The 24429-nt window shown below is 62.5% G+C and carries 22 protein-coding genes and 1 pseudogene; 19 read left to right on the forward strand and 4 right to left on the reverse strand.

All coding sequences use genetic code 11. From position 1 onward, the window contains the following. Window positions 1-2 precede the first annotated feature (2 nt). The 4 genes from MESCI_RS06400 (at window position 3) to MESCI_RS06415 (ending at window position 3189) form a co-directional block, all read left to right on the forward strand. The gene (locus MESCI_RS06400) at window positions 3-416 is read left to right on the forward strand and encodes a type II toxin-antitoxin system VapC family toxin (protein WP_013529139.1); all 414 of its coding nucleotides are present in this window, start codon (window positions 3-5) and stop codon (window positions 414-416) included. A 15-nt stretch (window positions 417-431) separates the two neighbouring features. Continuing rightward, entirely contained in the window at window positions 432-1052 is a 621-nt protein-coding gene (ruvA, locus tag MESCI_RS06405) for a Holliday junction branch migration protein RuvA (protein WP_013529140.1), read from the forward strand. Between the two features lie 43 nt (window positions 1053-1095). Then, window positions 1096-2133, forward strand: a complete 1038-nt coding sequence (ruvB, locus tag MESCI_RS06410) for a Holliday junction branch migration DNA helicase RuvB (protein ID WP_013529141.1) — start codon at window positions 1096-1098, stop codon at window positions 2131-2133. A 159-nt stretch (window positions 2134-2292) separates the two neighbouring features. Next, entirely contained in the window at window positions 2293-3189 is an 897-nt protein-coding gene (locus MESCI_RS06415) for a metallophosphoesterase (protein WP_013529142.1), read from the forward strand. An 11-nt stretch (window positions 3190-3200) separates the two neighbouring features. On the opposite strand, the gene MESCI_RS06420 is transcribed toward MESCI_RS06415, so the two are convergent. After that, window positions 3201-4451, reverse strand: a complete 1251-nt coding sequence (locus tag MESCI_RS06420) for a glycoside hydrolase family 5 protein (RefSeq protein ID WP_013529143.1) — start codon at window positions 4449-4451, stop codon at window positions 3201-3203. 57 nt (window positions 4452-4508) lie between these two features. On the opposite strand from MESCI_RS06420, the gene ybgC reads away from it, so the two are divergent. The 10 genes and pseudogenes from ybgC to ftsH all read left to right on the forward strand — a co-directional run bounded on the left by ybgC (window position 4509) and on the right by ftsH (window position 15074). Continuing rightward, entirely contained in the window at window positions 4509-4979 is a 471-nt protein-coding gene (ybgC, locus tag MESCI_RS06425; RefSeq protein WP_013529144.1) for a tol-pal system-associated acyl-CoA thioesterase, read from the forward strand. A 399-nt stretch (window positions 4980-5378) separates the two neighbouring features. Next, the gene (tolQ, locus tag MESCI_RS06430; protein ID WP_013529145.1) at window positions 5379-6089 is read left to right on the forward strand and encodes a protein TolQ; all 711 of its coding nucleotides are present in this window, start codon (window positions 5379-5381) and stop codon (window positions 6087-6089) included. A gap of 10 nt (window positions 6090-6099) precedes the next feature. Next, the gene (tolR, locus tag MESCI_RS06435) at window positions 6100-6552 is read left to right on the forward strand and encodes a protein TolR (protein WP_013529146.1); all 453 of its coding nucleotides are present in this window, start codon (window positions 6100-6102) and stop codon (window positions 6550-6552) included. 7 nt (window positions 6553-6559) lie between these two features. Further along, the gene (locus tag MESCI_RS06440; RefSeq protein WP_013529147.1) at window positions 6560-7717 is read left to right on the forward strand and encodes a TonB family protein; all 1158 of its coding nucleotides are present in this window, start codon (window positions 6560-6562) and stop codon (window positions 7715-7717) included. Window positions 7718-7757: 40 nt separating this feature from the next. Beyond that, window positions 7758-9068, forward strand: a complete 1311-nt coding sequence (gene tolB / locus MESCI_RS06445; protein WP_013529148.1) for a Tol-Pal system beta propeller repeat protein TolB — start codon at window positions 7758-7760, stop codon at window positions 9066-9068. Window positions 9069-9131: 63 nt separating this feature from the next. Continuing rightward, window positions 9132-9508 (forward strand): annotated as a pseudogene (locus MESCI_RS06450) (four helix bundle protein). Between the two features lie 244 nt (window positions 9509-9752). Beyond that, window positions 9753-10259, forward strand: a complete 507-nt coding sequence (pal, locus tag MESCI_RS06455; RefSeq protein ID WP_013529149.1) for a peptidoglycan-associated lipoprotein Pal — start codon at window positions 9753-9755, stop codon at window positions 10257-10259. A 220-nt stretch (window positions 10260-10479) separates the two neighbouring features. Further along, entirely contained in the window at window positions 10480-11589 is a 1110-nt protein-coding gene (ybgF, locus tag MESCI_RS06460) for a tol-pal system protein YbgF (RefSeq protein WP_013529150.1), read from the forward strand. Window positions 11590-11646: 57 nt separating this feature from the next. Then, window positions 11647-13020, forward strand: a complete 1374-nt coding sequence (gene tilS / locus MESCI_RS06465; protein WP_013529151.1) for a tRNA lysidine(34) synthetase TilS — start codon at window positions 11647-11649, stop codon at window positions 13018-13020. A gap of 125 nt (window positions 13021-13145) precedes the next feature. Next, window positions 13146-15074 (forward strand): ATP-dependent zinc metalloprotease FtsH, encoded by a 1929-nt coding sequence (gene ftsH / locus MESCI_RS06470; RefSeq protein ID WP_013529152.1) that lies wholly within the window; start codon window positions 13146-13148, stop codon window positions 15072-15074. A 241-nt stretch (window positions 15075-15315) separates the two neighbouring features. Here the strand turns inward: ftsH and MESCI_RS06475 are convergent, their stop codons facing one another. Beyond that, window positions 15316-15768, reverse strand: coding sequence for a hypothetical protein (locus MESCI_RS06475; RefSeq protein ID WP_013529153.1), 453 nt, complete (start codon window positions 15766-15768; stop codon window positions 15316-15318). A gap of 242 nt (window positions 15769-16010) precedes the next feature. Next, complete coding sequence (locus tag MESCI_RS06480) at window positions 16011-16844, reverse strand: hypothetical protein (RefSeq protein ID WP_013529154.1); 834 nt, start codon at window positions 16842-16844, stop codon at window positions 16011-16013. A gap of 368 nt (window positions 16845-17212) precedes the next feature. Here MESCI_RS06480 and glmM point away from each other — a divergent pair, with 368 nt between their 5' ends. The 5 genes from glmM to serA all read left to right on the forward strand — a co-directional run bounded on the left by glmM (window position 17213) and on the right by serA (window position 23761). Further along, on the forward strand, window positions 17213-18565 hold the full coding sequence (glmM, locus tag MESCI_RS06485; protein WP_013529155.1) for a phosphoglucosamine mutase: 1353 nt from the start codon (window positions 17213-17215) through the stop codon (window positions 18563-18565). A 249-nt stretch (window positions 18566-18814) separates the two neighbouring features. Beyond that, window positions 18815-19651 (forward strand): outer membrane protein, encoded by an 837-nt coding sequence (locus MESCI_RS06490; protein ID WP_013529156.1) that lies wholly within the window; start codon window positions 18815-18817, stop codon window positions 19649-19651. Between the two features lie 207 nt (window positions 19652-19858). Next, a complete protein-coding gene (locus MESCI_RS06495) occupies window positions 19859-20716 on the forward strand; it encodes an outer membrane protein (RefSeq protein WP_013529157.1) in 858 nt (285 codons plus the stop codon). 200 nt (window positions 20717-20916) lie between these two features. Next, window positions 20917-22092: a phosphoserine transaminase gene (locus MESCI_RS06500; protein WP_013529158.1), complete on the forward strand. Its 1176-nt coding sequence runs from the start codon at window positions 20917-20919 to the stop codon at window positions 22090-22092. A 67-nt stretch (window positions 22093-22159) separates the two neighbouring features. Beyond that, window positions 22160-23761 (forward strand): phosphoglycerate dehydrogenase, encoded by a 1602-nt coding sequence (gene serA, locus MESCI_RS06505; RefSeq protein ID WP_013529159.1) that lies wholly within the window; start codon window positions 22160-22162, stop codon window positions 23759-23761. A gap of 57 nt (window positions 23762-23818) precedes the next feature. Here serA and MESCI_RS06510 read toward each other — a convergent pair whose 3' ends face one another. Further along, on the reverse strand, window positions 23819-24283 hold the full coding sequence (locus tag MESCI_RS06510; RefSeq protein ID WP_013529160.1) for a DUF2231 domain-containing protein: 465 nt from the start codon (window positions 24281-24283) through the stop codon (window positions 23819-23821). Between the last annotated feature and the right edge of the window lie 146 nt (window positions 24284-24429).

Below are 24429 nucleotides of genomic sequence, written 5' to 3' on the forward strand. Positions count from 1 at the left end.
TCTTGGCGACGCTTGTCGACACCAACGTGCTTGTCGATATCGCCGTTCGCGATCCAGTCTGGTCAAAGTGGTCGTGGTCCAAAATGGTGTCTGCCCTCGAGCAAGGCAGCCTGGTCATCAATCAGATTATCTACGCCGAGTTTTCGATGCGCTATGAGGCGATAGACGATGTCGATGATGCCTTGCCTGAAGACGAGTTCCGGCGCGAAAGTCTCCCGTTCGAGGCGGCCTTTGCTGCGTCGAGAGCGTTCTCGGTCTATCGGCGGTTGGGCGGACCTCGAGAGAAGGTGATGCCCGACTTCTTGATTGGGGCTCACGCTGCCATCCGAGGCTATCCCATTCTTACTCGCGATCCCGCAGGTTTCAGAAAGTACTTTCCAGATGTCGAGCTCATCACGCCCGATACTCATCCCTAACGGGGATTGCGTCCAATGATCGGCAAGCTCAAGGGCACGCTGGACGAGGTCGACGAGGATCATTGCCTCGTCGATATCCATGGCGTCGGCTACGTCGCCTATTGTTCAGCGCGCACGCTGGCGGCGCTGCCTTCGCCCGGCGAAGCGGTGGTGCTGTTCATCGAGACCTATGTCCGCGAGGACATGCTGCGGCTCTACGGCTTCCAGTCAGTGCTGGAACGCGAGTGGTTCCGGCTGCTGATGAACAATGTTCCCGGCGTCGGCGCCAAGGTGGCGCTGGCCATCCTGTCGACGCTGGCGCCGGCCGACCTCGCCAATGCGATTGCGCTGCGCGACATCGCCATGGTTTCTCGCGCACCCGGCGTCGGCAAGAAGGTGGCCGAGCGCATCGTCACCGAACTGAAGAACAAGGCGCCGGCCTATGCCGGAACCGCTTCGGGCACCATCGGCCTGAAACAGGAGCTCGGCGACGGCGTGGCATCCGCGCCGATCACCGATGCGGTCTCGGCGCTGGTCAATCTCGGCTATTCGCGCGACACGGCCGCCAATGCGGTGGCGGCGGCGCTGAAGACGGCGGGCGAGGATGCCGATGCGCCGAAGCTGATTCGCTTCGGGCTGAAGGAACTTGCGCGGTGAGCCGCCGCTTGTTCAGCCCCTTGCCGTGTGCAAGGAAGGCGGCATGAGCCTGTCGCCCCGCTTGATTGCACCGGAAAAACGCGGCGAGGATGCCGAGCAGACCTTGCGGCCGCAGACGCTCGACGATTTCGTCGGCCAGGCGGCGGCGCGGGCCAATCTCAAAGTGTTCATCGAGGCCGCCAAGAGCCGCAGCGAGGCGCTCGACCATGTGCTGTTCGTCGGGCCGCCTGGTCTCGGCAAGACGACGCTGGCGCAGATCATGGCGCGCGAGCTCGGCGTCAATTTCCGCTCGACCTCGGGTCCGGTCATCGCCAAGGCCGGCGATCTTGCCGCGCTGCTGACCAATCTCGAGGAAGGCGACGTGCTGTTCATCGACGAGATCCATCGGCTGAGCCCGGCGGTGGAGGAGATCCTTTATCCGGCGATGGAGGATTTTCAGCTCGACCTGATCATCGGGGAAGGCCCGGCGGCGCGCTCGGTCAAGATCGACCTCGCCCGCTTCACCCTCGTCGCCGCCACCACGCGGCTTGGCCTGCTGACCAATCCGCTGCGCGACCGTTTCGGCATTCCGGTACGGCTCAATTTCTACACGGTCGAGGAGCTGGAGCAGATCGTGCGGCGTGGCGCGCGTATCCTGCAAATGCCGCTCGGCAACGACGGCGCGCTGGAGATCGCGCGGCGCGCGCGGGGCACGCCACGCATCGCCGGCCGGTTGTTGCGCCGTGTGCGCGATTTCGCCTCGGTGGCCGGCGATGGCCATGTCGACCGCAAGATCGCCGACGAAGCGTTGACCCGGCTGGAAGTCGACGCGCTCGGCCTCGACGCGCTCGACCGCCGGTATCTGTCGATGATCGCGCGCAATTTCGGCGGCGGGCCGGTCGGCATCGAGACGATCGCCGCAGGCCTGTCCGAACCGCGCGATGCCATCGAGGACATCATCGAGCCTTATCTGATCCAGCAGGGTTTCATCCAGCGCACGCCGCGCGGCCGCATGCTGACGGCCAATGCCTGGCGCCATCTCGGCCTCGACGCGCCGAAGGATCTGGCGCAGCAGCAGATCAACCTGTTCCAGGAAGAATAGCGGCCGGGCGATCAGGCGCAGGTTCCGGGCCGACGAAGGATCTGTGAGCGGCCTGCGCAAAATATCCTCGGCTTCGCCGGTTTGCCGGCGCATTCGTCGGCTCTGGTGGCGGTGCCATCCCGGGGCAATCTCGCTCCGATGGTTTGCCGGAGCCATGCAATGATCACCAGACGCGGATTCCTGCGCTTCATCGGCGGGTCGGTTCTGTCGGTTGCCGCGTTCAGCGCCTATGCGGCCGGCATAGAGCCGATGCTGCTGACGCATGTGAAACGCTATGCGCTAACGCCGCCGCATTGGCCTGATGGCCTGAAGCTGCGCATCGTCGCGCTTGCCGATATCCATGCCTGCCGGCCATGGATGACGCCGGAGCGGATCGCCTCACTTGTCGAAGACGCGAATGCCCTGCAGCCGGACGTGATCGTCCTGCTCGGCGATTATATCGCCGGCATGCCGTTGGTGACCGGCCCGGTGACGCCGTCGCAATGGGCCTCCGCCCTCTCAAACCTCAAGGCACCGCTCGGCGTGCTCTCGATTCTCGGCAACCATGACTGGTGGGCAGATGGCTTCGCGCAGCGCGCCGGAGCCGGCCCGACCGTAGCGGGCAAGGCCCTGGAGAAAGTCGGCATTCCGGTGCTGGAGAACGATGTCGTGCGCCTGGAAAAGGATGGGCATGGTGTGTGGATTGCCGGGCTCGCCGACCAGCTCGCTCTGCTGCCGACCAGGGACCGCCCCGGCTTTACCGGGCTGGACGATCTCGACGGCACGTTGGCCAAGGTCAGCGACGCATCGCCTGTCATCCTGCTCGCGCATGAGCCGGATATCTTTCCGACCGTGCCGTGGCGGGTTTCGCTGACCCTGTCCGGCCATACCCATGGCGGACAAATTCGGCTGTTCGGCTATTCGCCGGTCGTGCCATCGCGTTTCGGCAACCGCTACGCCTATGGCCACGTCGTCGAGAAGGATCGCAATCTGATCGTCTCCAGCGGGCTCGGTTTCAGCATATTGCCGGTGCGTTTCGGGATGCGGCCGGAAATCCTGTCGATCGACCTTGGCTAATCCAGATCGCCTCAGTGAAGCGATTTGATCGCGTCCAACACGTCCGGCTCGGCCTTGTCGCCGTTGAAGGCGTCGACGATGCCGAAGGCGCCGCCATAGCTCCACACCGACCATGAGAAGCCGTGTGCTTCGGCACGCGCGATCATGTCCCTGACATAGGCGGCCCGATACCCAGCGGGCATCACATAGGAATTGCCGTATTCCTGGCGGATCATGCCGAACTCGCCCAGCGTGATGTTTCCAGGCTTGACGCCGTTGGCCCTCGCCCACGCCTCGACCTTCTCGAACGGCGCATCCATCAAGCCGAGCAGTCTGTCGGGGCTGTCCATGCTGGCGACCTGTTCGTCAAGATAGGCAAGCAGGCCGCTTTGCCGCGCCCATGGCGCCTCGGCCTTGATCCTGGCGCGGATGGTGTCGAGCGTCACGTCGAGCTGTGCCTTGGGCACCGCACTCAGCGGATAGGGCAGGCCGGTCACGTAAGGAATGAAGTCTCCGGCCCAGGTTGCGCCCTGATGGGTGAGCAGAAACGGATCGTAGGAATGGAAGGTCCAGATGACGTTGTCGTCCGGAATCGTCTTCGGGTCGATCTTTTCCAACGAACTCGCGGCGGAATAGCAGGCGCCGGTCAGCACCAGGGTCAGTTTCGTAGCCGAGGATCGCGCCGCCGCGAACAGTTTGCGCTGGCGGTCCGGCCACAGGCTGGTGCCGTCGCTGTCGCAGTCCACGATCGGTTCGTTCATGGGCTCGAAGGCGACCTGGGCGGGATCTTCGCTGGCCAGCGTGCGGGCCATCTTGCGGACCATCTCGACATAGGCGTCGAAGGTCCGTGGGTCGCCCATCACTTCAGCCATTCCGATCTTGCGGCTGCCGCCGGCCGGGATCAGGTGCATGTCGACGATCACCTTGATCCCGGCGCGGTTGATCATGCGCACCGAGTCCAGCACGCTGGCATAGAGATCGTCACGCAAGGCCACGGTCTGGTCGGACAGAAAGGGCGATGGATCGACCGGCATGCGCAGGAAATCGAAGCCGGCATCCTTCAACGCCTTGAGGTCGTCCTCCCCAAGGAATTTCCGCCACTCCGGATAGGGCAGGATGGCCTTGGCGTCGCCCCACTGGTCCTCGCCGGGCCAGGTGACCCACTGGTCGAGATTGAGGCCGCGCTTCATCGAGAATGTCGCGGTCTGGCCAGGCAGCGCCAAAGCCACCAACACGAACAGCGCCGCCATCAAACTCTTGATCATCGCCGTCAACAGTGCCATCCGATGCTGTGTCACGCGGGAAACAGGTGCCTCGTCGGGGCTGAAAAAGGAAGCGCAATGGGCGATCATGGTGAATCGGCGACGCTGCTGGCCGGGCTTTCCGGTGCGCTGACGGCGTTCGGCCACCGGCTGATGGCGCGAGTCTACTATGCCGACACCGATTTCTCCGGCGTCGTCTACCATGCACGCTATCTCGAGTTCTTCGAACGCGGCCGCTCCGACTATCTCAGGCTGACCGGCGTGCACCACACAGAGCTTGCCGACGGCAAGCATGGCGAAAGAATAGTCTGGGTGGTGCGTCGCATGGAGATCGACTTTCGCGGCCCGGCCCGCATCGATGACATCCTGACCGTCGACACCCGCACCGAGGAGATTTCCGGCGCGCGCATCTTCATGGCGCAGCAGCTCAAGCGCGGCGACGAGGTGCTGGTCGAGGCCAAGGTCGAGGCGGCGATCATCGGCGAGAATGGCCGCCCAAGGCGCTTTCCCAAGGAATGGGTGGCGGCATTCATGCCCCGGATGGGATGATATTCAGGTGATGCCGGCCTGCAAACGGTGATTCCCTGCGCTTCCGGTGCTCGGGTACTTCAAGTACCCTCCGCTCCGGTTCTCGGAAACCACCGCTTTCGGCTCGGCCTGACCTGAATCTCAACCCATCCTGACTTCGCGCTTGGATGATGGCGTTACAACTGTGCGGGCGTGGCAATGCGCCGCGCCTTATATACTAACCCATCCTTAACCATAACGGTTCATGAAGAGATTGGTGAAGATTGGCGTTATCGAACGCCTTCCTTTCACCAATATTTGCCCTGAAAAGGCCGACAACGGCACAGTTTGGGGTTGTTCCGGTAGCTTCGTGCGAACCGACCACAAGGGATGCCAGGGGCCAGCCGCCAGCTTCGCCCGGAAAATCTTAAGGACGTAACGATGGAAAATATCGCACTCGCCGATCCGGGCGCGCAATTGTCGGTTTGGTCGCTGTTCGTTTCGGCCAGCTGGGTGGTCAAGCTGGTCATGATCGGCCTGCTCTGCGCCTCGGTCTGGACCTGGGCGATCATCGTCGACAAGCTGGTTTCCTATGCCCGCATGCGGCTGGCGCTCAACCGGTTCGAGCAGGTGTTCTGGTCGGGGCAGTCGCTGGAGGAGCTTTACCGCACGCTCGCCGATCGCAAGACCACCGGCATGGGCGCCATTTTCGTGGCGGCCATGCGCGAGTGGAAGAAGAGTTTCGAGAAGGGCGCCAAGTCGCCGCTCGGCCTGCAAACCCGCATCGACAAGGCGATGGACCTAGCGCTGACCCGCGAGATGGAAAAGCTGGAAGGGCGCCTCGGCTTCCTTGCCACCACGGGCTCGGCGGCACCCTTCATCGGCCTGTTCGGCACCGTCATCGGCATCATGACGTCGTTCCAGGCGATCGCCGGCTCCAAGAATACCAGTCTCGCCGTGGTTGCGCCGGGCATCGCCGAAGCGCTGCTGGCGACGGCCATCGGCCTGCTCGCCGCCATTCCCGCCGTCATCGCCTACAACAAGCTGTCGTCCGACGCGAGCAAGATAGCCGTGCGCATGGAAGGGTTCTCCGACGAGTTCTCCGCCATACTCTCGCGCCAAATCGATGAAAAAGTGGCCCCCAAGGCCTGAGGAGTAGCAGATGGGTATGTCCATGGGCATGGCAGGACGCGGCGGGCGCGGCCACAGGCGGCGCGGCCGTCACCATGCACTGATGTCCGAGATCAACGTCACGCCGATGGTCGACGTGATGCTGGTGCTGCTGATCATCTTCATGGTCGCGGCACCAATGCTGACGGTCGGCGTGCCGATCGACCTGCCGGATACGCAGGCTAAGGCGATGAATGCCGACACGCAGCCGATCACCGTCTCGATCAACGCCGCCGGCCAGATTTACCTGCAGGAAACCGAAATCCCGATCGAGGAACTGGTAGCCAAGCTGCAGGCAATTTCCAAGACCGGCTATGAGGAGCGCATCTTCATCCGCGGCGACAAGTCCACCGACTATGGTACGGCGATGAAGGTGATGGCCCGCATTTCGGCCGCCGGCTACAAGAACATCGGCCTGGTTTCACTGCAGGAACAGGACCAGTAGACGCGCGATGAAGACCGGCCTCACCACATCGGTGATCTTGCATACGGCGGCGCTGACCTTCGGCCTGTTCACGCTGACGGCGCCGGCGGCACTTCCGTCGTCCGACGTCGAGTCGGTTGCGGTCGATATCGTGCCGATGGAAGCCATTGCGCAGACGTTGCAGGGCGACAAAAAGGCCGTGATGCATGAAAAGCCGGCCCCTGTGCCGACGCAGCGCCCGGACATCGTGCCGGATGCGCAGAAGGTCGGTGAGAACAGTGTCGACACCGACAAGCCGATAACGCCGGAAGCCAAGCCCAAGCCCGTCGACATGACCTCGGCTCCGCCGCCCGCACCGACCCCGATCGAAAAGCCGAAGCCTGAGGACGTGCCGAAGCCGCAGGAGAAGCCCAAGCCCACCCCGGCAACGGAAGTGGCGCCGGCGCCGACGCCCAAGGAAGAGGTCAAGCCCGAGCCGGTCAAGCAGGCCGATCCCAAGCCGACACCGGCCAAGCCGGCGCCGACCCCGCCGCCGCAGGACAAGACCGCTGCCATCGATCCGACGCCCGAGGTCAAGCCCGACGCCGTCGCTGAAGCCATAGCGCAGGAGCCGCCCGCCGAGGCGACGCAGCTGCCGGATTCCGCTCCCGCGCCGGAAGCGCGGCCGAAGCCGCAGCCGGCGCAGGCCGAAAGCGCCAAGGCGCCGGAGCGCAAGGACGCCGACAAGCCGGTCAAGGAAGCGTCGTCGAAGCCGAAATCCGATGACAAGCAATTCAACGCCGACGAGATCTCCGCGCTCCTCGACAAGCAGAAACCATCCGGCGGCGGCGCCAAGCGCTCGACCCAGCAGGCGTCGCTCGGCGGCGACAAGGACCAAGGTCAGAAGCTCTCCAGGTCCGAAATGGGTGCCCTGGAAAGCCAGCTCGGCGGCTGCTGGACCCTTCCTGTCGGCCTTGAAGGTTCCGAGAACTTCCTCGTCGTGGTGCGGTTCAACCTGGATGCATCCGGTAAGCTGGACGGGCGCCCGGCGGTCGAAAAGTCGAGCGGAAATCGCCAGTTCGACGAAAGTGCCGTTCGTGCGGTGCAAAAATGCGATGTCACCGGCCTGCAAGTTCCCGCCGGCAAGCAGGACATCTGGGCCGACGTCCGCGTCACCTTCGATCCAAGGGAGATGCTCGGCCTCTAAGGCCCTGTCATCCGAAAATCAGTACGAGAAGCGAGAAGACATGAAATCAATCCTCAAGCCGCTCCTGATGGTCGCAGCAATGGCGATGGGCATGACCGCGGCAGGCACGTTGCCGGCGCTGGCGCTCGTCGAGCTCAACGTCAACAAGGGCAACGTCGAGCCGCTGCCGATCGCCATCACGGATTTCCAGGGCGGCGACGCGCTTGGGGCGCAGATTTCGCAGATCGTCACCGCCGATTTGAAGCGTTCGGGTCTGTTCGCTCCGATCGACAAGAGCGCCTTTATCGAGAAAATCACCAACCCCGATGCAGCACCGCGCTTCGACGACTGGAAGGTGATCAACGCGCAGGCGCTGGTCACGGGCAGCGTCAGCAAGGAAGCCGACGGCCGCATCCGCGCCCAGTACCGGTTGTGGGATACCTTTGCCGGCCAGCAGATGGCTGGCGAGCAGTTCTTCGCCAACGATGCCAATCAGCGGCGTGTCGCCCATATCATCGCCGACGCCATCTATGAGCGGCTGACCGGCGAAAAAGGCTATTTCGACACCCGCGTCGTCTTCATCGACGAATCCGGAGCCAAGAATGCGCGCAAGAAGCGCCTCGCGATCATGGACCAGGACGGCGCCAACGTCCGCTATCTTTCGGACGGCAGGTCGATCGTGCTGACGCCGCGTTTCTCGCCGAACCGGCAGGAAATCACCTACATGTCCTATGAAAGCGGTCAGCCGCGGGTGTACCTGCTGCAGATCGAGACCGGCCAACGCGAACTGGTCGGCAATTTCCCAGGCATGACCTTTGCGCCGCGCTTTTCGCCCGACGGCCAGAAGGTGATCATGAGCCTGCTGCGCGACGACGGCAATTCCAACATCTTCGCCATGGACCTGCGCAGCCGCTCGACGACGCGGCTGACCAACTCGACCGCCATCGACACCTCGCCGTCCTATTCGCCCGACGGCAGCAAGGTGGTGTTCACCTCCGACCGTGGCGGCCGCGCGCAGATCTACGTGATGGGCGCCGACGGCTCGGGCCAGACCCGCATCTCCTTTGGCGACGGCGTCTATTCGACACCGGTATGGTCGCCGCGCGGCGACCTGATTGCCTTCACCAAGCAGACCGGCGGCGAATTCCAGATCGGGGTCATGAAGACCGATGGATCGGGTGAGCGCATCCTCTCCTCCGGCTTCCAGCAGGAGGGACCGACCTGGGCGCCGAATGGCCGCGTGCTGATGTTCTTCCGCGATTCCGCCGGTGGCCCCAAACTGGTTTCGGTCGATCTGACCGGACGCAACGAGCAATCGATCCCGACGGCGAACTTCGCTTCGGACCCTGCCTGGTCGCCGCTGCTGGAGTAAGAGACGAACTGAGGAACTGGGGAATTGAAGAACTGAAGAACTGAAGAACTGAAGAACTGAAGAATGGAGAAGGCGGGCGGCTACATCAAGCGTGCGAAGGATCTAGAGGTTTATAAGCGCGCTTATGTGGTCTCTCTTGACGTGCATAAAGCTACGCTCGCCTTCCCGAAAATGGAGCAATACGCACTGGCTGATCAGTTGCGTCGCTCCAGCAAGGGAATCTGCGCCAATTTGGCTGAGGGATTTGCCAAGCAGACTCACTCCAAACCCGAATTCGCGCGGTTCATTTCGATGGCAATGGGTCATGCAGCGAAGTGGAGACGTGGATTTCCTACGCGTTCGACCTTGGATACATCAGCCAGGCACAACACGACGATTGGCTGCGATCCTATGCCCATATCTACGGCATGCTGATCAATCTGAGAGAAAAGCTGAAGTGAATTCTCTCTTCAGTTCCTCAATTCCCCAACTCTTCAATTCCTCTTTTCCATCTCTTTGTCGCGTTTTGGCCGTATTTCCGCCTAGGGTCCGCGCCAACTGTGGCTCATGGCCAATGGCTGCGGACGGGCAGCTTAAACCAAAATTTAACCGTGTTTCTTGAATGCCGGTTAACCCAAACGTGGTTACTGGGTGATCAACGAAATCACTCAAATTAGACCACTCGAATTACGAAGGAGAGGCGGCATGGGCCGTATTGCAGCACTTACCAGAAACCCGGTCATGATCGCGCTGGTGGCGATGCTCGCCATCGCCGGTTGCGCCTCGAAAAAGACGCCGAACAACGCGGCCGATCTTGGCCTTAACGGCGCCGGCGCCGCAACACCCGGATCGGCGCAGGACTTCACCGTCAACATTGGCGACCGCATCTTCTTCGATACGGACTCGACCTCGATCCGTGCCGACGCGCAGACGACGCTCTCGCGCCAGGCACAGTGGCTGAACCAGTACAAGCAGTATGCCATCGTCGTCGAAGGCCATGCCGACGAACGCGGAACGCGCGAATACAATCTGGCGCTCGGCGCCCGCCGCGCAGCCGCTACCCGTGACTTCCTTGTCGCCAAGGGCGTCTCGGCCAGCCGTCTCAAGACCATTTCCTACGGCAAGGAACGTCCGGTCGCGGTTTGCGACGACATCTCTTGCTGGTCGCAGAATCGCCGCGCGGTCACTACGCTTAGCGGCGCTGGCTCCTGAGGCATCATGGACCGGCGCGTCAAAGGACGCGTGGCCGTCTAGCGGTAAAAATGCAACATACTTGTGCGAAAGGCGGCCTTGGGGCCGCCTTTTTCATATCCGGATGCCCGAAACAAAATTTGGCCGAAGTCTCGGCTCCTGCTATGAGCCGAGGGCGCTTGGCTGGTCCCATTCTGATTGGAAGGCGCGAACAAGCTAACGAAATCACTGCGAGAGGCACATGCATTTGAGATCGGTTCTGAGCGGCACGCTTGCGCTGCTGCTCCTATCAGGCGTCACCGCCCTGGCTAGCGGCACCGGGGCGAGCGGCACAGGGCAATCAACCGACAGCGGCTTTACCTTCCATCTTTCCGGTATCGAATTGCCCAGCTTTTTTGGTCAAAAGAAGAAACCGGACCAGGTTCAGCTGGTGCAGTCCGATCCTACCGCTGTCACCAGCCTGGAAGAGCAGCTGCGGCAGATGAACGGCAAGATCGAGGAACTCAATTTCCAGGTCCTGCAAATGCAGGAGCAGATCCGCAAGCAGCAGGAAGATAATGAATTCCGCTTCCAGCAGCTGGAAGGTGGCGGCACGCAAGGCGGGCAGCCGCCGGCGCAGAAGAAATCGGACGCCACCACCGGCACCGACAACAACGTGGCGGCGGCCCCGGCAACACGGGCGCCGGCCGATGCCGGCGCCGAGCCCGCCAACGATCAATCGGCAGGCGGCAAGACGGTCGAGGACGTCATCGTCGAATCTCCGGATGGCGACCCCGGCAAGGTTATTCCCGGTACGGGAGCGCCGGAAAAGACCTTCGGCAGCATCACCGTCGACAAGAACGGCAATGTCATCGATGCTGGCGGCAACACACAATCGACCGCGCCGGCGCAGGATACCGCGCCAGTCGCCGGGGCGGCGCCCAAGACCGGCAAATCCGATACGGTGGTCGCGGCGTTGCCCGCCACCAACAATCCGGAAGAGCTCTACCGCAACTCATACCAGTTCATCCTCTCGGGCGACTACGGCACCGCCGAGCAGGGTTTTCGCGACCACATCGCCCGCTTCCCCAAGGATGCGAAAGCAGCGGATGCGCATTACTGGCTGGGCGAGTCATTGCTCGGCCAGCAGAAATACCGCGATGCGGCCGAGACGTTCCTTGCCGCCAGCAAGGACTACCCCAAGGCCAAGAAAGCTCCCGACATGTTGCTGAAGCTCGGCGTGTCGCTGGTCGGCCTCAAGCAGCATGACGTTGCCTGCGCCACTTTCAGCGAGGTCGGCAAGCGCTACCCCGATATTTCCAGCGCGCTCAAGGAACGCGTCAAGCAGGAGAAGGCTCTGGCTGCCTGCTGATCCTTGTCATACATGTCGTTGTCCTGAAACCGGGATCACTTTTGGGCGACATGCATCATGCTCGACACCGAGCCGGACCTTTCGACTAACCCTTTTTCGCATATCGATTTTACCAGCGGCGCTGTTGCGGCCGTGTCCGGCGGCAGCGACTCGACCGCCCTGCTCCTTCTTCTCAAACACCATCTCGACCGTAGGGCGCCGGCAACCAAGCTGCTGGCAGTGACGATCGACCACGGTTTGCGGTCCGGTTCGGCTGCGGAAGCGCAAACAGTGGCGAAGCTGTGCGCCAGGCTCGGAATTTCACACCGCATCCTGACATGGTCGGGTCCAAAGCCATCGACCGGTCTGCCCGCCGCCGCTCGCGAGGCGCGCTACCGGCTGCTAGCCGAGGCGGCACAAGCGGAAGGCATCGGCATGATCCTCACCGGCCATACCGCCGACGACCAAGCGGAAACGGTGCTGATGCGGCACGCGCGGGACGCGGGCCAAGGCCATGCCGGCATGGCCGGCCGGGGACTTGCCGGCATGGCACCGGCCACCCTCTATGACTGGCGCATCTGGATCGTGCGGCCGCTCCTCGGCGTGCGGCGCGCGGTATTGCGCGACGTCCTGCGCCGTCAAAATGTCGGCTGGGCTGACGATCCGACCAATGTCGACGCGGCTTTCGAGCGGCCGCGTGTGCGGGCCGCACTTGCCGGCGAGAGTGTCGAGCATGTGAAGGGCATGTTGATGCTCGCGGGCCAGGCCGCCCTCGAGCGCAGGCAGCTTGGCGCCAGCGCAACCGATTTGATCGATGGCTTCGCCAGCCAGCCAGCCATCGGCCTCATCTGCCTCGACCCGTGCCTGCTCTCCTCCGGTGACGAGCAGGCGGCCATCTATGCGTTGCGCATCCTTCTGGCCACGACCGGCGGGATTGCCTTCCTGCCGGATGAGGCCCGCAGCGAGGCTCTGTTCGGTCGGCTGAGGGCTGGATTTCTTTGCGCCACATTGTCGCGGACGGTTGTCGATTCCCGGCGCTCCGGCATATTCCTGCGCCGCGAGGCGCGCGGACTGCCCGCCGCCGCTGCCGCCACCGGCAGCACCCTGTGGGACGGCCGCCGGCACATCACATTGAACGACAGCAGCAGCGCATTGTTGATTGCCCCGTTAGGCGCGGCAGCGGCGAAGCGGCTGGCGACGGGTGAAGGAAAAACCCCGTCGAGCCTGATGCGCGCCGCGCTCGCGGCCGAACCGGCGGTGTGGCAGGCCGGTGAATGCCTTGGTTTGCCTGGATATGGACTGAAGTCCGCGACGGTGGAAGCGCGGCCGGTCGTTGCCCCCTTCGGCCGCTTCCTGCCATCCTTCGACCTAGCGCTGGCGCGGGCCGTCGCCGGGCTGATTGGCGCGGCCCCGGTCCCGCCCTTGCCTTTCAGCGGCCACAGTGCCGGCTGAGGGTTGCGCGAAAGCTTAACCCAGACGTGCTGTTCTGCTTGGCAAGGGGGGACGCTCTCCCTATGTTAGGCGCAAGTTTCCTCTCATGACGCGTGTCCGCCTCGCGGACGCCAACGGGACAATTGATGAATCCGAACTATCGCAACCTCGCGCTCTGGGCGATCATAGCGGTCCTGCTCATAGCCCTGTTCAATCTGTTCCAGACGCCGCAGACGCGAGGGGCTTCCAGCGATGTGCCTTATTCGCAGTTCCTGCAGGATGTCGCGGCGGGGCGGGTCAAGACGGTGACCATTGCTGGCGCTCGTATCAGCGGCACCTACACCGACAATTCCAGCGGTTTCCAGACCTATTCGCCCGGCGATCCTTCGCTGGTCTCGCGGCTGCAGGACAAGAACGTCACCATCAATGCGCGGCCTGAAACGGACGGTTCCAATTCGCTGTTCGGCTATTTGATCTCCTGGCTGCCGATGATCCTCATCCTCGGCGTCTGGATATTCTTCATGCGCCAGATGCAGTCCGGCTCCGGCCGCGCGATGGGCTTCGGCAAATCGAAGGCCAAGCTGCTCACCGAAGCGCATGGCCGCGTCACTTTCCAGGACGTTGCCGGCGTCGACGAAGCCAAGGAAGATCTGGAAGAGATCGTCGAGTTCCTGCGCGATCCGCAGAAGTTCCAGCGGCTCGGCGGCAAGATTCCGCGCGGCGTGCTGCTCGTCGGCCCTCCGGGAACCGGCAAGACGCTGCTCGCGCGCTCGGTTGCCGGCGAAGCCAATGTGCCGTTCTTCACCATTTCCGGTTCTGACTTCGTCGAGATGTTCGTCGGCGTCGGTGCAAGCCGCGTCCGCGACATGTTCGACCAGGCCAAGAAGAACGCGCCCTGCATCATCTTCATCGACGAAATCGACGCAGTCGGCCGTCATCGCGGCGCCGGCCTCGGCGGCGGCAATGACGAACGCGAGCAGACGCTGAACCAGCTGCTGGTCGAGATGGACGGTTTCGAATCCAACGAAAGCATCATCCTGATCGCTGCCACCAACCGGCCCGACGTGCTCGATCCGGCGCTGCTCCGGCCAGGCCGCTTCGACCGCCAGGTCGTGGTGCCGAACCCTGATATCGTCGGCCGCGAGAAGATCCTCAAGGTGCATGTGCGCAACGTGCCGCTGGCGCCCAATGTCGACCTCAAGGTGATCGCGCGCGGCACGCCTGGCTTCTCCGGCGCCGACCTGATGAACCTCGTCAACGAATCCGCGCTGATGGCGGCACGACGCAACAAGCGCCTCGTCACCATGGCTGAATTCGAGGACGCCAAGGACAAGATCATGATGGGCGCCGAGCGCCGCTCGTCGGCCATGACGCAGGCCGAGAAGGAGCTGACCGCCTACCATGAGGCCGGCCACGCCATCCTCGCGCTCAACGTGCCGTCGGCCGATCCGCTGCACAAGGCCACCATCATCCCGCGCGGCCGTGCGCTCGGCATGGTCATGCAGTTGCCCGAAGGCGACCGCTATTCGATGAGCTACAAATACATGATCTCGCGGCTCGCCATCATGATGGGCGGCCGTGTCGCCGAGGAGTTCAAGTTCGGCAAGGAGAACATCACCTCCGGAGCTTCTTCGGATATCGAGCAGGCGACCAAGCTGGCGCGTGCCATGGTCACGCGCTGGGGCTTTTCCGACAAGCTCGGCCATGTCGCCTATGGCGACAACCAGGAAGAAGTATTCCTTGGCCATTCGGTGGCGCGCACGCAGAACGTCTCGGAAGAAACGGCGCAGATCATCGACGCCGAAGTGCGCCGCCTGATCGATGAGGCCTATTCGTCGGCGAAGTCCATCCTGACCAAGAAGAAGAAGGAATGGATCGCGCTGGCGCAGGGCCTGCTGGAATACGAGACGCTGTCCGGCGAGGAGATCAAGCAGTTGATCGCCGGCCACAAGCCCGCACGCGACCTCGGCGACGATACGCCGCCAAGTCGTGGCTCGGCCGTGCCGAAGTCCGGCGGCCGCCGCAAGAAGGGTCCTGAGCCCGAAGGCGGTATGGAACCACAGCCGTCGAGCTGAGTTCGGCCACCGATTTCATCGAACGCCGCGGCTTGCTCCGCGGCGTTTTTTGTTTTTGGCGTTGGGGAGGAGTTGTCCGCGACCTCGCATCTGCGACGGTGACGATTGGCTCTAGGTGGTAGCCAATCTCCCCCACAAGGGGGAGATTGGCAACGTCGCCGCTGGCGTGCCCTCGAAGGCAACAAAAAGGCCCGCGAACCCTGCGGTTCGCAGGCCTTCTCTTCTTCAGATGTCTTGTCGCTCAGCTCTTCAGCTTGGCATTGCACAGGCTGTAATAACCGCCGCCCTTCTGGATCCAGCGAAGGCCGTTCAACGTGCCCGCGTCCTTGTTGCCATGGTAGCCCTGGAGACAGGTCTTCATGCGCGCCTTCGCGGGCTTTTCGGTCTTGAACTCGGCGGCCAGCGTGGTCGGAAATGTCACGCCCGCGGGCGCTACAGTGGGGGCGACCGCCGCGCTGGTTTCTTTTTTCGTCTGCGGCTCGGTTTTGACCGTATCCTCGCTGACACTGTCCGCTGCTGATGTCGCGCACTTCTCCTTGCGAAAAGCCGTCCAGTCCATGCCGTTCAGAGTGCCGCCTTCCTTGGCTGTTCGATAGGTCTCGCCGCATTCCTTCATCGTCAGTGCGCTTGCGGGGGCGACGCTCCAAGCGACAAATGCGGTCGCAGCCAATACCGCCAATTTCAAACCGTGCATAAGACCCTCCTGGTTGATAATAAGTTTGACGTCTTTTTGTATATGGTTTGTTCTCTATATGTTCAACCAGAATCTTTACGGACTACCGATGAGCTTGGCGTTGGGCAGTGTAGGCGAATTGATGATGCCGGCAGCCCGGCGACATGCAGATGCGAGCAAGGCAGTGTGCGTCTTCGCGCAACAAAAAAGGCCCGCGCATCTTGCGATGCGCGGGCCTTTGTTTGGAGACTATGGCTAAGCGATCAGCTCTTCAGCTTGGCGTTGCACAGGCTGTAGAAGCCGCCGCCCTTCTGGATCCACTTCAGGCCGCCAAGCGAATTGGCGTCCTTGAGGGCATAGTACTGGTCGAGGCAGGTGTGCATACGGCCCTTTCCGGGGGTCTCGCTGGTATATTTCGGCGAGATCGCGGACGGGAAGGTGACGCCCTTGGGCGCAGCCGTCGTAGGCTTCGCCGGCTCCTTGGTGTAGCTCGCCTCGTCAGCGGCCGGCACGGTGTCGTCATCCGAGGCGGCTGCGCCGCACTCGGTCTTGCGGAAGTCGTTCCACTTCATGCCGTTCAGCGTGTTGGCCGTCTTGGCGGCCTGATACTTGGTGCTGCATTCGGCCATGCTCAGGCCCTTGCCGCCATTGTCTGCGGGAGCGGCGGGAGCCGCGGCGGCCTTGGTGGTCGCCGGCTTGGCGGCGGCAGCGGCGGATGCACCGGCGGCGCATTCGGATTTGCGGAAGTCGTTCCACTTCATGCCGTTCAGCGTGCCGGCAGCCTTCGCCGCCTGATACTTGGTGCTGCATTCCTTCGCCGTCAGGCCCTTGGCCGTGCTGTCGTCCGCCGCGGCAGCCTTCGTGGTGTTGGTCGCTTTCTTGGCATCGGCCGGCTTGGCGTCGGTCGTCGCTGTGGCGTCGGTGCCGCACTGAGCCTTGCGGAACTGGTTCCAGGTCGCTCCGGCCAGTGTCCCCGCATCCTTGGCGGCGTTATACTTCGTGCTGCACTCGGCCATCGTCAGTGCGTTGGCTGGCGCGGCCAGGAACAAGGTCGCGACGGCGAGGCCGGTCAAAGTGGCAAGTCGGTGGATGAGCATAGCGTTTCTCCGTTGCAGCAGCCCATGATACGTCCCTGCAAATCAATAACGCTCAACGGTCGGTTGCGCCAGATGCTAAGTGGCGTATATATCGCCGAAAATCGGCTTCTCCCGATAAGGTGATGAAATCGTTGTCCGTTGCCTGGTTCAGAGCAAGATTTTCCTGGTGCATCCGCGCTGAAAGGCTCGAATGACTTGTATATTGCAGCATGGCAGTCTGGGCATGTCAGGTTGCGGCCACGTTGTGTGCAGTGCACAACAATGGTTTTCTAAGGATTGGTAACGTATAATCACACAATGTGATCATAGCGCCCTGGCCAATTGTGGCATGACGTGCCGGGGAAGAAACGTCGAGGAAGCTGACTGGCATGGCAGGGAATTATTTCGGCACGGACGGCATTCGCGGACGCGCCAACAAGTTTCCGATGACCGCTGAAATCGCGATGCGGGTCGGCATGGCCGCCGGCCTTTCCTTCCAGCGCGGCAGCCATCGACATCGTGTCGTGCTCGGCAAGGACACCAGGCTTTCCGGTTATATGATCGAGAATGCCATGGTCGCCGGTCTTTGTGCCGCCGGCATGGACGTGTTCCTGCTCGGCCCGATCCCGACGCCGGCTGTCGCCATGCTGGTGCGTTCGCTGCGCGCCGATATCGGCGTCATGATCTCGGCCTCGCACAACCCCTATTACGACAACGGCATCAAGCTGTTCGGACCCGACGGCTACAAGCTCTCCGACGAGATCGAGGAGCGCATCGAGAGCATGCTCGACAGGGATATCGAACTGGCGCTCGCCGATTCCGACGGGCTTGGCCGCGCCAAGCGCGTCGACGGCGTACATGACCGCTACATCGAATTCGCCAAGCGCACCTTGCCGCGCTCGATGTCGCTCGCGGGCTTGAGGATCGTCGTCGATTGCGCCAATGGCGCGGCCTACAAGGTGGCGCCCGAGGCGCTGTGGGAACTGGGCGCCGAGGTCGTCGCCATCAATGTCGAGCCCAACGGCTTCAACATCAACAAGGAATGCGGCTCGACCCACCCGGCCGGCCTGCAAAAGAAGGTGCACGAAGTGCGCGCCGATATCGGCATCGCGCTCGACGGCGACGCCGATCGCGTCGTCATCGTCGATGAAAACGGCGCGATCGTCGATGGTGACCAGATCATGGCGCTGATCGCCGAATCCTGGCACCAGAGCGGGCGGCTTGCCGGCGGCGGTGTCGTCTCAACCGTCATGTCCAATCTGGGCCTCGAACGCTTCCTCGGCGACATGAAGCTGCAATTGCACCGGACCAAGGTCGGCGACCGTTATGTCGTCGAGCATATGCGCGCGCACGGGCTGAATGTCGGCGGCGAACAGTCGGGCCATATCGTGCTGTCTGACTTTTCGACCACCGGCGACGGCCTGGTTTCGGCGCTGCAGGTGCTGGCCTGCATCAAGCGGCAGGGCCGGCCGGTCAGCGAACTGTCGAAGAAATTCGAACCCGTGCCGCAGCTCTTGAAGAACGTTCACATTTCCGGCGGCAAGCCGCTCGAGGAGGCGCCGGTCAAGGCCGCCATCGAAGACGCGCGTAGCCGGCTCGGCAAGACCGGACGGCTGGTTATCCGGCCATCCGGGACAGAGCCGCTGATCCGCGTGATGGCCGAGGGCGACGACCCGCAACTGGTCGAGTCCGTGGTGAATGGCATCGTGGACATCATCTCGGAAACGCGCAGCGCCGCCTGACCCCCACAGCGCCCGGCAGGACGTCGTCGCCTGAACCTGTCCAAGGCCCGCCTCTCGGCGGGCTTTTTCTTGTCGGCTCCCAGTCTGTTCGCTGTTCGGAAATCTCGCGCCGGTTCCCAGAAGTTTCGAGATTCGTGGTTAAGCAACAGGGTTAAACGCCTTTTAACCTTTGCAATTCATTATCCACGACTGAAAGCCAATCGCATTTCGGGCGGGTTTGCCGTTCCGAGCTTCTCAGGGGTGACAAGCATGTTCAAGACAGCAAGAAAGGCCCTGCTCGCCTTACTGTTCGCAGGCCTGGCGGGGCCGTTGTTCGCGGCCGACCTGCCGGAACCGATCGTCGAAGAGGCTCCGCCTCAGGCCGTCTACGAGCAGCCGGTAGAAGTCGGCGGCTGGTATATCCGTGGCGACATCGACTATCACAAGTCGACCGTGCGCGGCATCGACTATATGACCTACACCGTCGATCCCTGTAACTGTACGGTTACGCCCGGCACCAGAAGCTTCGATTTCGGCAAGCTCAAGGGCGGTTTCTCGCTCGGCGCCGGCGTCGGCTACAAGATCAACGATCACTTCCGGACCGATTTGACCGCCGACTATTGGTTCAAGTCGAACTTCAACGGCGGCACCTCGGATATCAACGGTACTTCGACCGAAGTATCGAAGATGAGCGCCCTGCTACTGCTTGCCAACGCCTATGTCGATCTCGGCACCTATCACGGCATCACGCCTTACGTTGGCGCCGGCATCGGCGGCGCCCGCGTCAAGTGGGATGATGTCTACGACCCGAACACCACCGAGTTCAATCCCGGCAGATCAAGCTGGCGTTTCGCCTACGGTCTGATGGCCGGCGCTTCGTACTGCTTGACCGACAAGATCATTCTCGATGCCGGCTACCGCTTCTCCCATATCCAGGGCGGCCGCATGTTCGACTGGAACATCACCAGCTCCGGTCCCGGCTTCGATCGTGGCATCAACACACACGAAGTGCGCGGTGGCCTGCGTTACCAGTTCGGTGGCAACAACGGTTGCGCCGCGCCGGTCGTTGCCTACCAGCCCGAACCCGAGCCGATCTACACCAAGTAACAGCATCTACATTACTTGAATTCTTCACAAACCGCCCGGCCTCAGCCGGGCGGTTTTTCGTTGGCCGCCTGGAATCGACAGGGGAAATGAATTCGCTAACGCTCTGTTAGCCTTAACCGCCACTTAACCACTATGGTTAACAATGCTCCTTGAAACGATGGCTGCCGCTGCGATTGCGGGCTGCGCCAAATTCGGGAGTCGGGGACCATGAAACTTACATCGCGTATGGCGCTGGCGCTCGGTGCACTAGCCCTCCTGCCGCTGACGCCGGTGCACGCGGCCGACTACGATCCGCCGATCTATGTCGACCAGGCGCCCGACTACGTCCCGGTCGAGGTCGGCTCCGGCTGGTATCTGCGCGGTGATCTCGGCTATGCCTTCAACAAGCCCTATGAATTTTCGGAAACTCCGGCCGGTCTGGTTACGGATACCAGCCCGCTGTCTGGTTCGATAGGTATGGGCTACCATTTCAACGATTACTTCCGTGGTGAATTGAATTTCGGTCTGCTGCCGACAAGCAAATTCGCCAGCAAATTCGACAGTACTTGCGATGGAACGCAGACGGTGACTGTCACCAGCGGTGGCAGCACAAGCGCGTTCGCCGGCCCAAGCACCCGTGGATGCGAAGGCTCCAACGACGGCAACAACAAGGCCTACGATGTGATGGCCAGCGCCTTTGTCGACCTGGGCACTTATGTCGGCTTCACGCCCTATGTCGGAGGCGGTGTCGGCATAGCGTACAGCACCTACAAGTACGCTCAAGGCGCTCGCAACTGTCAGAATTCATCGACAACATCAGGTACAACCACGACCATCTTTGAATGCGACGATCCAAACGGCTATGATGGGACGACGCAGTCGGAGAAGCAGTTCAGCTTCGCCTATACGCTCGGCGCCGGCTTTGCTTATCAGGTCAGCAAGAATGTTGCAGTCGATGTCGGCTATCAATACACGGCTCTGCCTTCCGCGAAATACGTGACAGCAGACGCTGTCGGCAACCCTGAGTTCAAAAAGGGCCTCGATTATCATCAGGTCAAGGTCGGGCTGCGCTACGATCTCTGGTAGGCGCGGCGAGTACGAGGACCAGCACGGCGGATCATGGGGTCCGTCGTTTGCGTTTGAAGTCACGACATCCTGATCGGGGATCGCCGGTATCCCGGCAACGACAAAAACTTTCCTCTTGACGCCTGAAGCCCGAACGAATATCGCCGTCCGTGGGCCACCCCTCCCCAACGAGGGGCCACTATCTGGAAGGATAGACCACGATGACGACGCATACGAAGCCCGGACTCCGTCCGGCAAACCCCAATTTCTCCTCAGGTCCCTGCGCAAAGCGCCCCGGCTGGTCGGTCGAGGCGCTAAGAAATGCTGCGCTCGGCCGTTCCCACCGCGCCAAGATCGGCAAGACCAAGCTCGAACAGGCGATCGAGCTGACGCGCGAGATTCTCCAGGTCCCGGCGGGTTACCGCATCGGCATCGTGCCGGCGTCGGACACCGGTGCGGTCGAGATGGCGCTGTGGTCGCTGCTCGGCGAGCGCGGCGTCGACATGGTTGCCTGGGAGAGCTTTGGCTCCGGCTGGGTCACCGACGTGGTCAAGCAATTGAAGCTCGCCGACGTGCGCAAGATCGAAGCCGGCTACGGCGAGCTGCCTGATCTCACCAAGATCGATTTCGACCGCGATGTGGTGTTCACCTGGAACGGCACCACGTCGGGCGTTCGCGTGCCGAACGGCGATTTCATTCCCGCGGACCGCAAGGGCCTGACCGTCTGCGATGCGACTTCCGCCGCATTCGCGCAGAGGCTCGACTTCGAAAAACTCGATGTCGTCACTTTCTCCTGGCAGAAGGTGCTGGGCGGCGAGGGCGCTCACGGCATGCTGATCCTGTCGCCTCGCGCCGTCGAGCGGCTGGAAACCTACAAGCCCTCATGGCCGCTGCCGAAAATTTTCCGCCTGACCTCAGGCGGCAAGCTGATCGAAGGCATCTTCAAGGGCGAGACCATCAACACTCCCTCGATGCTGTGCGTCGAGGATTACCTCGATGCGCTCAACTGGGCGAAGTCGACCGGCGGCCTCGACGCGCTGATCGCCAGGGCGGATGCCAATGCGGCCGTCCTCGATCGCTTTGTCGGCAAGTCCTCCTGGCTCGGTCATCTCGCCGTCCAGCCGGCGACACGGTCGAACACGTCCGTCTGCCTGTCCTTCACCGATCCGGACGTGTCCGCGCTCGACGCCGACGGGCAGGCGGCCTTCGCCAAGGGGCTGGTGTCGGTGCTCGACAAGGAAGGCGTCGCCTATGATATCGGTGCCTATCGCGACGCACCGCCCGGCCTGCGCATCTGGTGCGGCGCGACGGTCGAGACGTCGGATCTCGAAGCGCTGCTGCCCTGGCTCGACTGGGCATTCGCCGCACAGAAGGCGTCGCTCAAAGCGGCGGCCTGAGATCGTTCGCGGCGGCCTTCGGGCCGCCCACTCCCATCAGGATCAAATCCATTTCAAGGAGGCCGCCATGGCGCCCCGCGTTCTCGTCTCAGACAAACTCTCCCCCACCGCCGTGCAAATCTTCAAGGATCGTGGCGTCGAGGTCGACTATCTGCCCGATCTCGGCAAGGACAAGGATAAGCTCGCCGAAGTGATCGGCCAGTATGATGGCCTCGCCATCCGCTCGGCGACCAAGGTCACCGAAAAGCTGATCAACGCCGCTACCAATCTCAAAGTCATCGGCCGCGCCGGCATCGGCGTCGACAATGTCGATATCCCGGCGGCAAGCCGCAAGGGCATCATCGTGATGAACACGCCCTTCGGCAACTCGATCACCACAGCCGAACATGCGGTGGCGATGATCTTTGCGCTGGCGCGCCAGATCCCTGAAGCCAACGCCTCGACCCATGCCGGCAAATGGGAAAAGAACCGCTTCATGGGCGTCGAGATCACCGGCAAGACGCTGGGCGTCATCGGCTGCGGCAACATCGGTTCGATCGTCGCGACGCGCGGCGTTGGCCTCAAGATGCACGTCATCGCCTTCGATCCGTTCCTGTCGGACAGCCGTGCCGAGGAGCTTGGCGTCGACAAGGTCGAGCTCGACGAGCTGTTCGCCCGCGCCGATTTCATCACCCTGCACACGCCGCTGACCGACAAGACGCGCAACATCATCGATGCCGCGGCGATCGCCAAGATGAAGAAGGGCGTGCGCATCATCAATTGCGCACGCGGCGGTCTGATCGTCGAGGCCGATCTGGTCGCAGCGCTGAAGAGCGGCAAGGTGGCCGGCGCCGGCGTCGACGTCTTCGAGGTCGAACCGGCCGCGAACAACGAACTGTTCGGCATGGAGAATGTGGTGGCGACGCCGCATCTCGGCGCCTCGACGACGGAGGCCCAGGAGAATGTCGCGCTGCAGGTTGCCGAGCAGATGGCCGACTATCTGATCAAGGGCGCCGTCTCCAACGCCATCAACATGCCGTCGATCACCGCCGAGGAGGCGCCGCGGCTGAAGCCGTTCGTCAAGCTCGCCGAGGTGCTCGGCGCCTTTGTCGGCCAGGTCACCGAGGATCCGATCAAGGAGGTGGAGATCCTGTTCGACGGCTCGACCGCGACGATGAACACGCGCGCGCTGATCAGTGCAGCACTCGCCGGGCTGATCCGGCCTCAGGTCTCGGACGTCAACATGGTGTCGGCGCCGATCATGGTGAAGGAGCGCGGCATCATCGTGGCCGAGGTCAAGCGCGACAAGTCGGGCGTGTTCGACGGCTATATCAAGCTGACGGTGAAGACCGAGCACATGACGCGCTCGATCGCCGGCACATGCTTCTCGGATGGCAAGCCACGCTTCATCCAGATCAAGGGCATCAACCTCGATGCCGAGGTCGGCCAGCACATGCTCTACACCACCAATGCGGACGCGCCGGGCATCATCGGCCTGCTCGGCACCGTCTGCGGCGAGAATGGCGTCAACATCGCCAACTTCCAGCTCGGCCGCAACCGGCCGGGCGGCGATGCCATAGCGCTGCTCTATCTCGACGCGCCGTTCCCGGAAGCCGTGCTGGAAAAGGTCAAGGCGCACAAGTCGATCGACTCGGCCAAGCGGCTGCAGTTCGACGTCAACGCGATGTGATTGAGGACAGGCGGTCGCCGACCCACCTCGTTGACGCCGGCCGCCGCGGCGGCCGGTTCATGTCAACTCATCCGAGCCATCGGAGACACCCACGCGATGTCGGTAGACCAGTTCCCAGCCCTTCCAGCCCGTAAACAGCAAGATGAGAACCACGATCAGCGATAGGACGATGCCGGTTGGCATCACGGCCGCCGCTCCGCCGGCATACCGCGAGTACCAGTTGTAAAGCTCGATCAACACGACGAGCACATTGCCGCCGGCATGGAGCCATGCCGTCGTGAGATTGCGGACCTGAACATCGCCGAGAACATCCGTCAAGCCAGCAAGCGCAGCCAGGGCAGCCATGATCAGGCCTGCGCCGAGAAGCCAAAGCGACCCGGTGACCCATCCGGGATCGGCTGTTCGCCAGAAGATAAGGTCGCAAACGAAGGTGCCGACAAAGAAGGCAATCGGAAACGGAATCAGCATCGGGTGGATAGGGTGACCAGCAATGCTTGCCGTGCTGCGAGGGTTGTGGCTCATCATGTCGCCTCCCTGGCGTTCAAACTCCGCTGGAGGTGAAATGTTCCAAGTAGGGGACGCGGCAGGATTCATGCCGCTGTTTCCGCGCCATTGGCGAAGTCCAGGCCGTTCGCGTGATTACCGCGACGGCGGAGGGCGTCAGCCGC

Origin of the sequence: Mesorhizobium ciceri biovar biserrulae WSM1271, assembly GCF_000185905.1 — a bacterium.
GTDB classification, from domain to species: Bacteria; Pseudomonadota; Alphaproteobacteria; order Rhizobiales; family Rhizobiaceae; genus Mesorhizobium; species Mesorhizobium ciceri.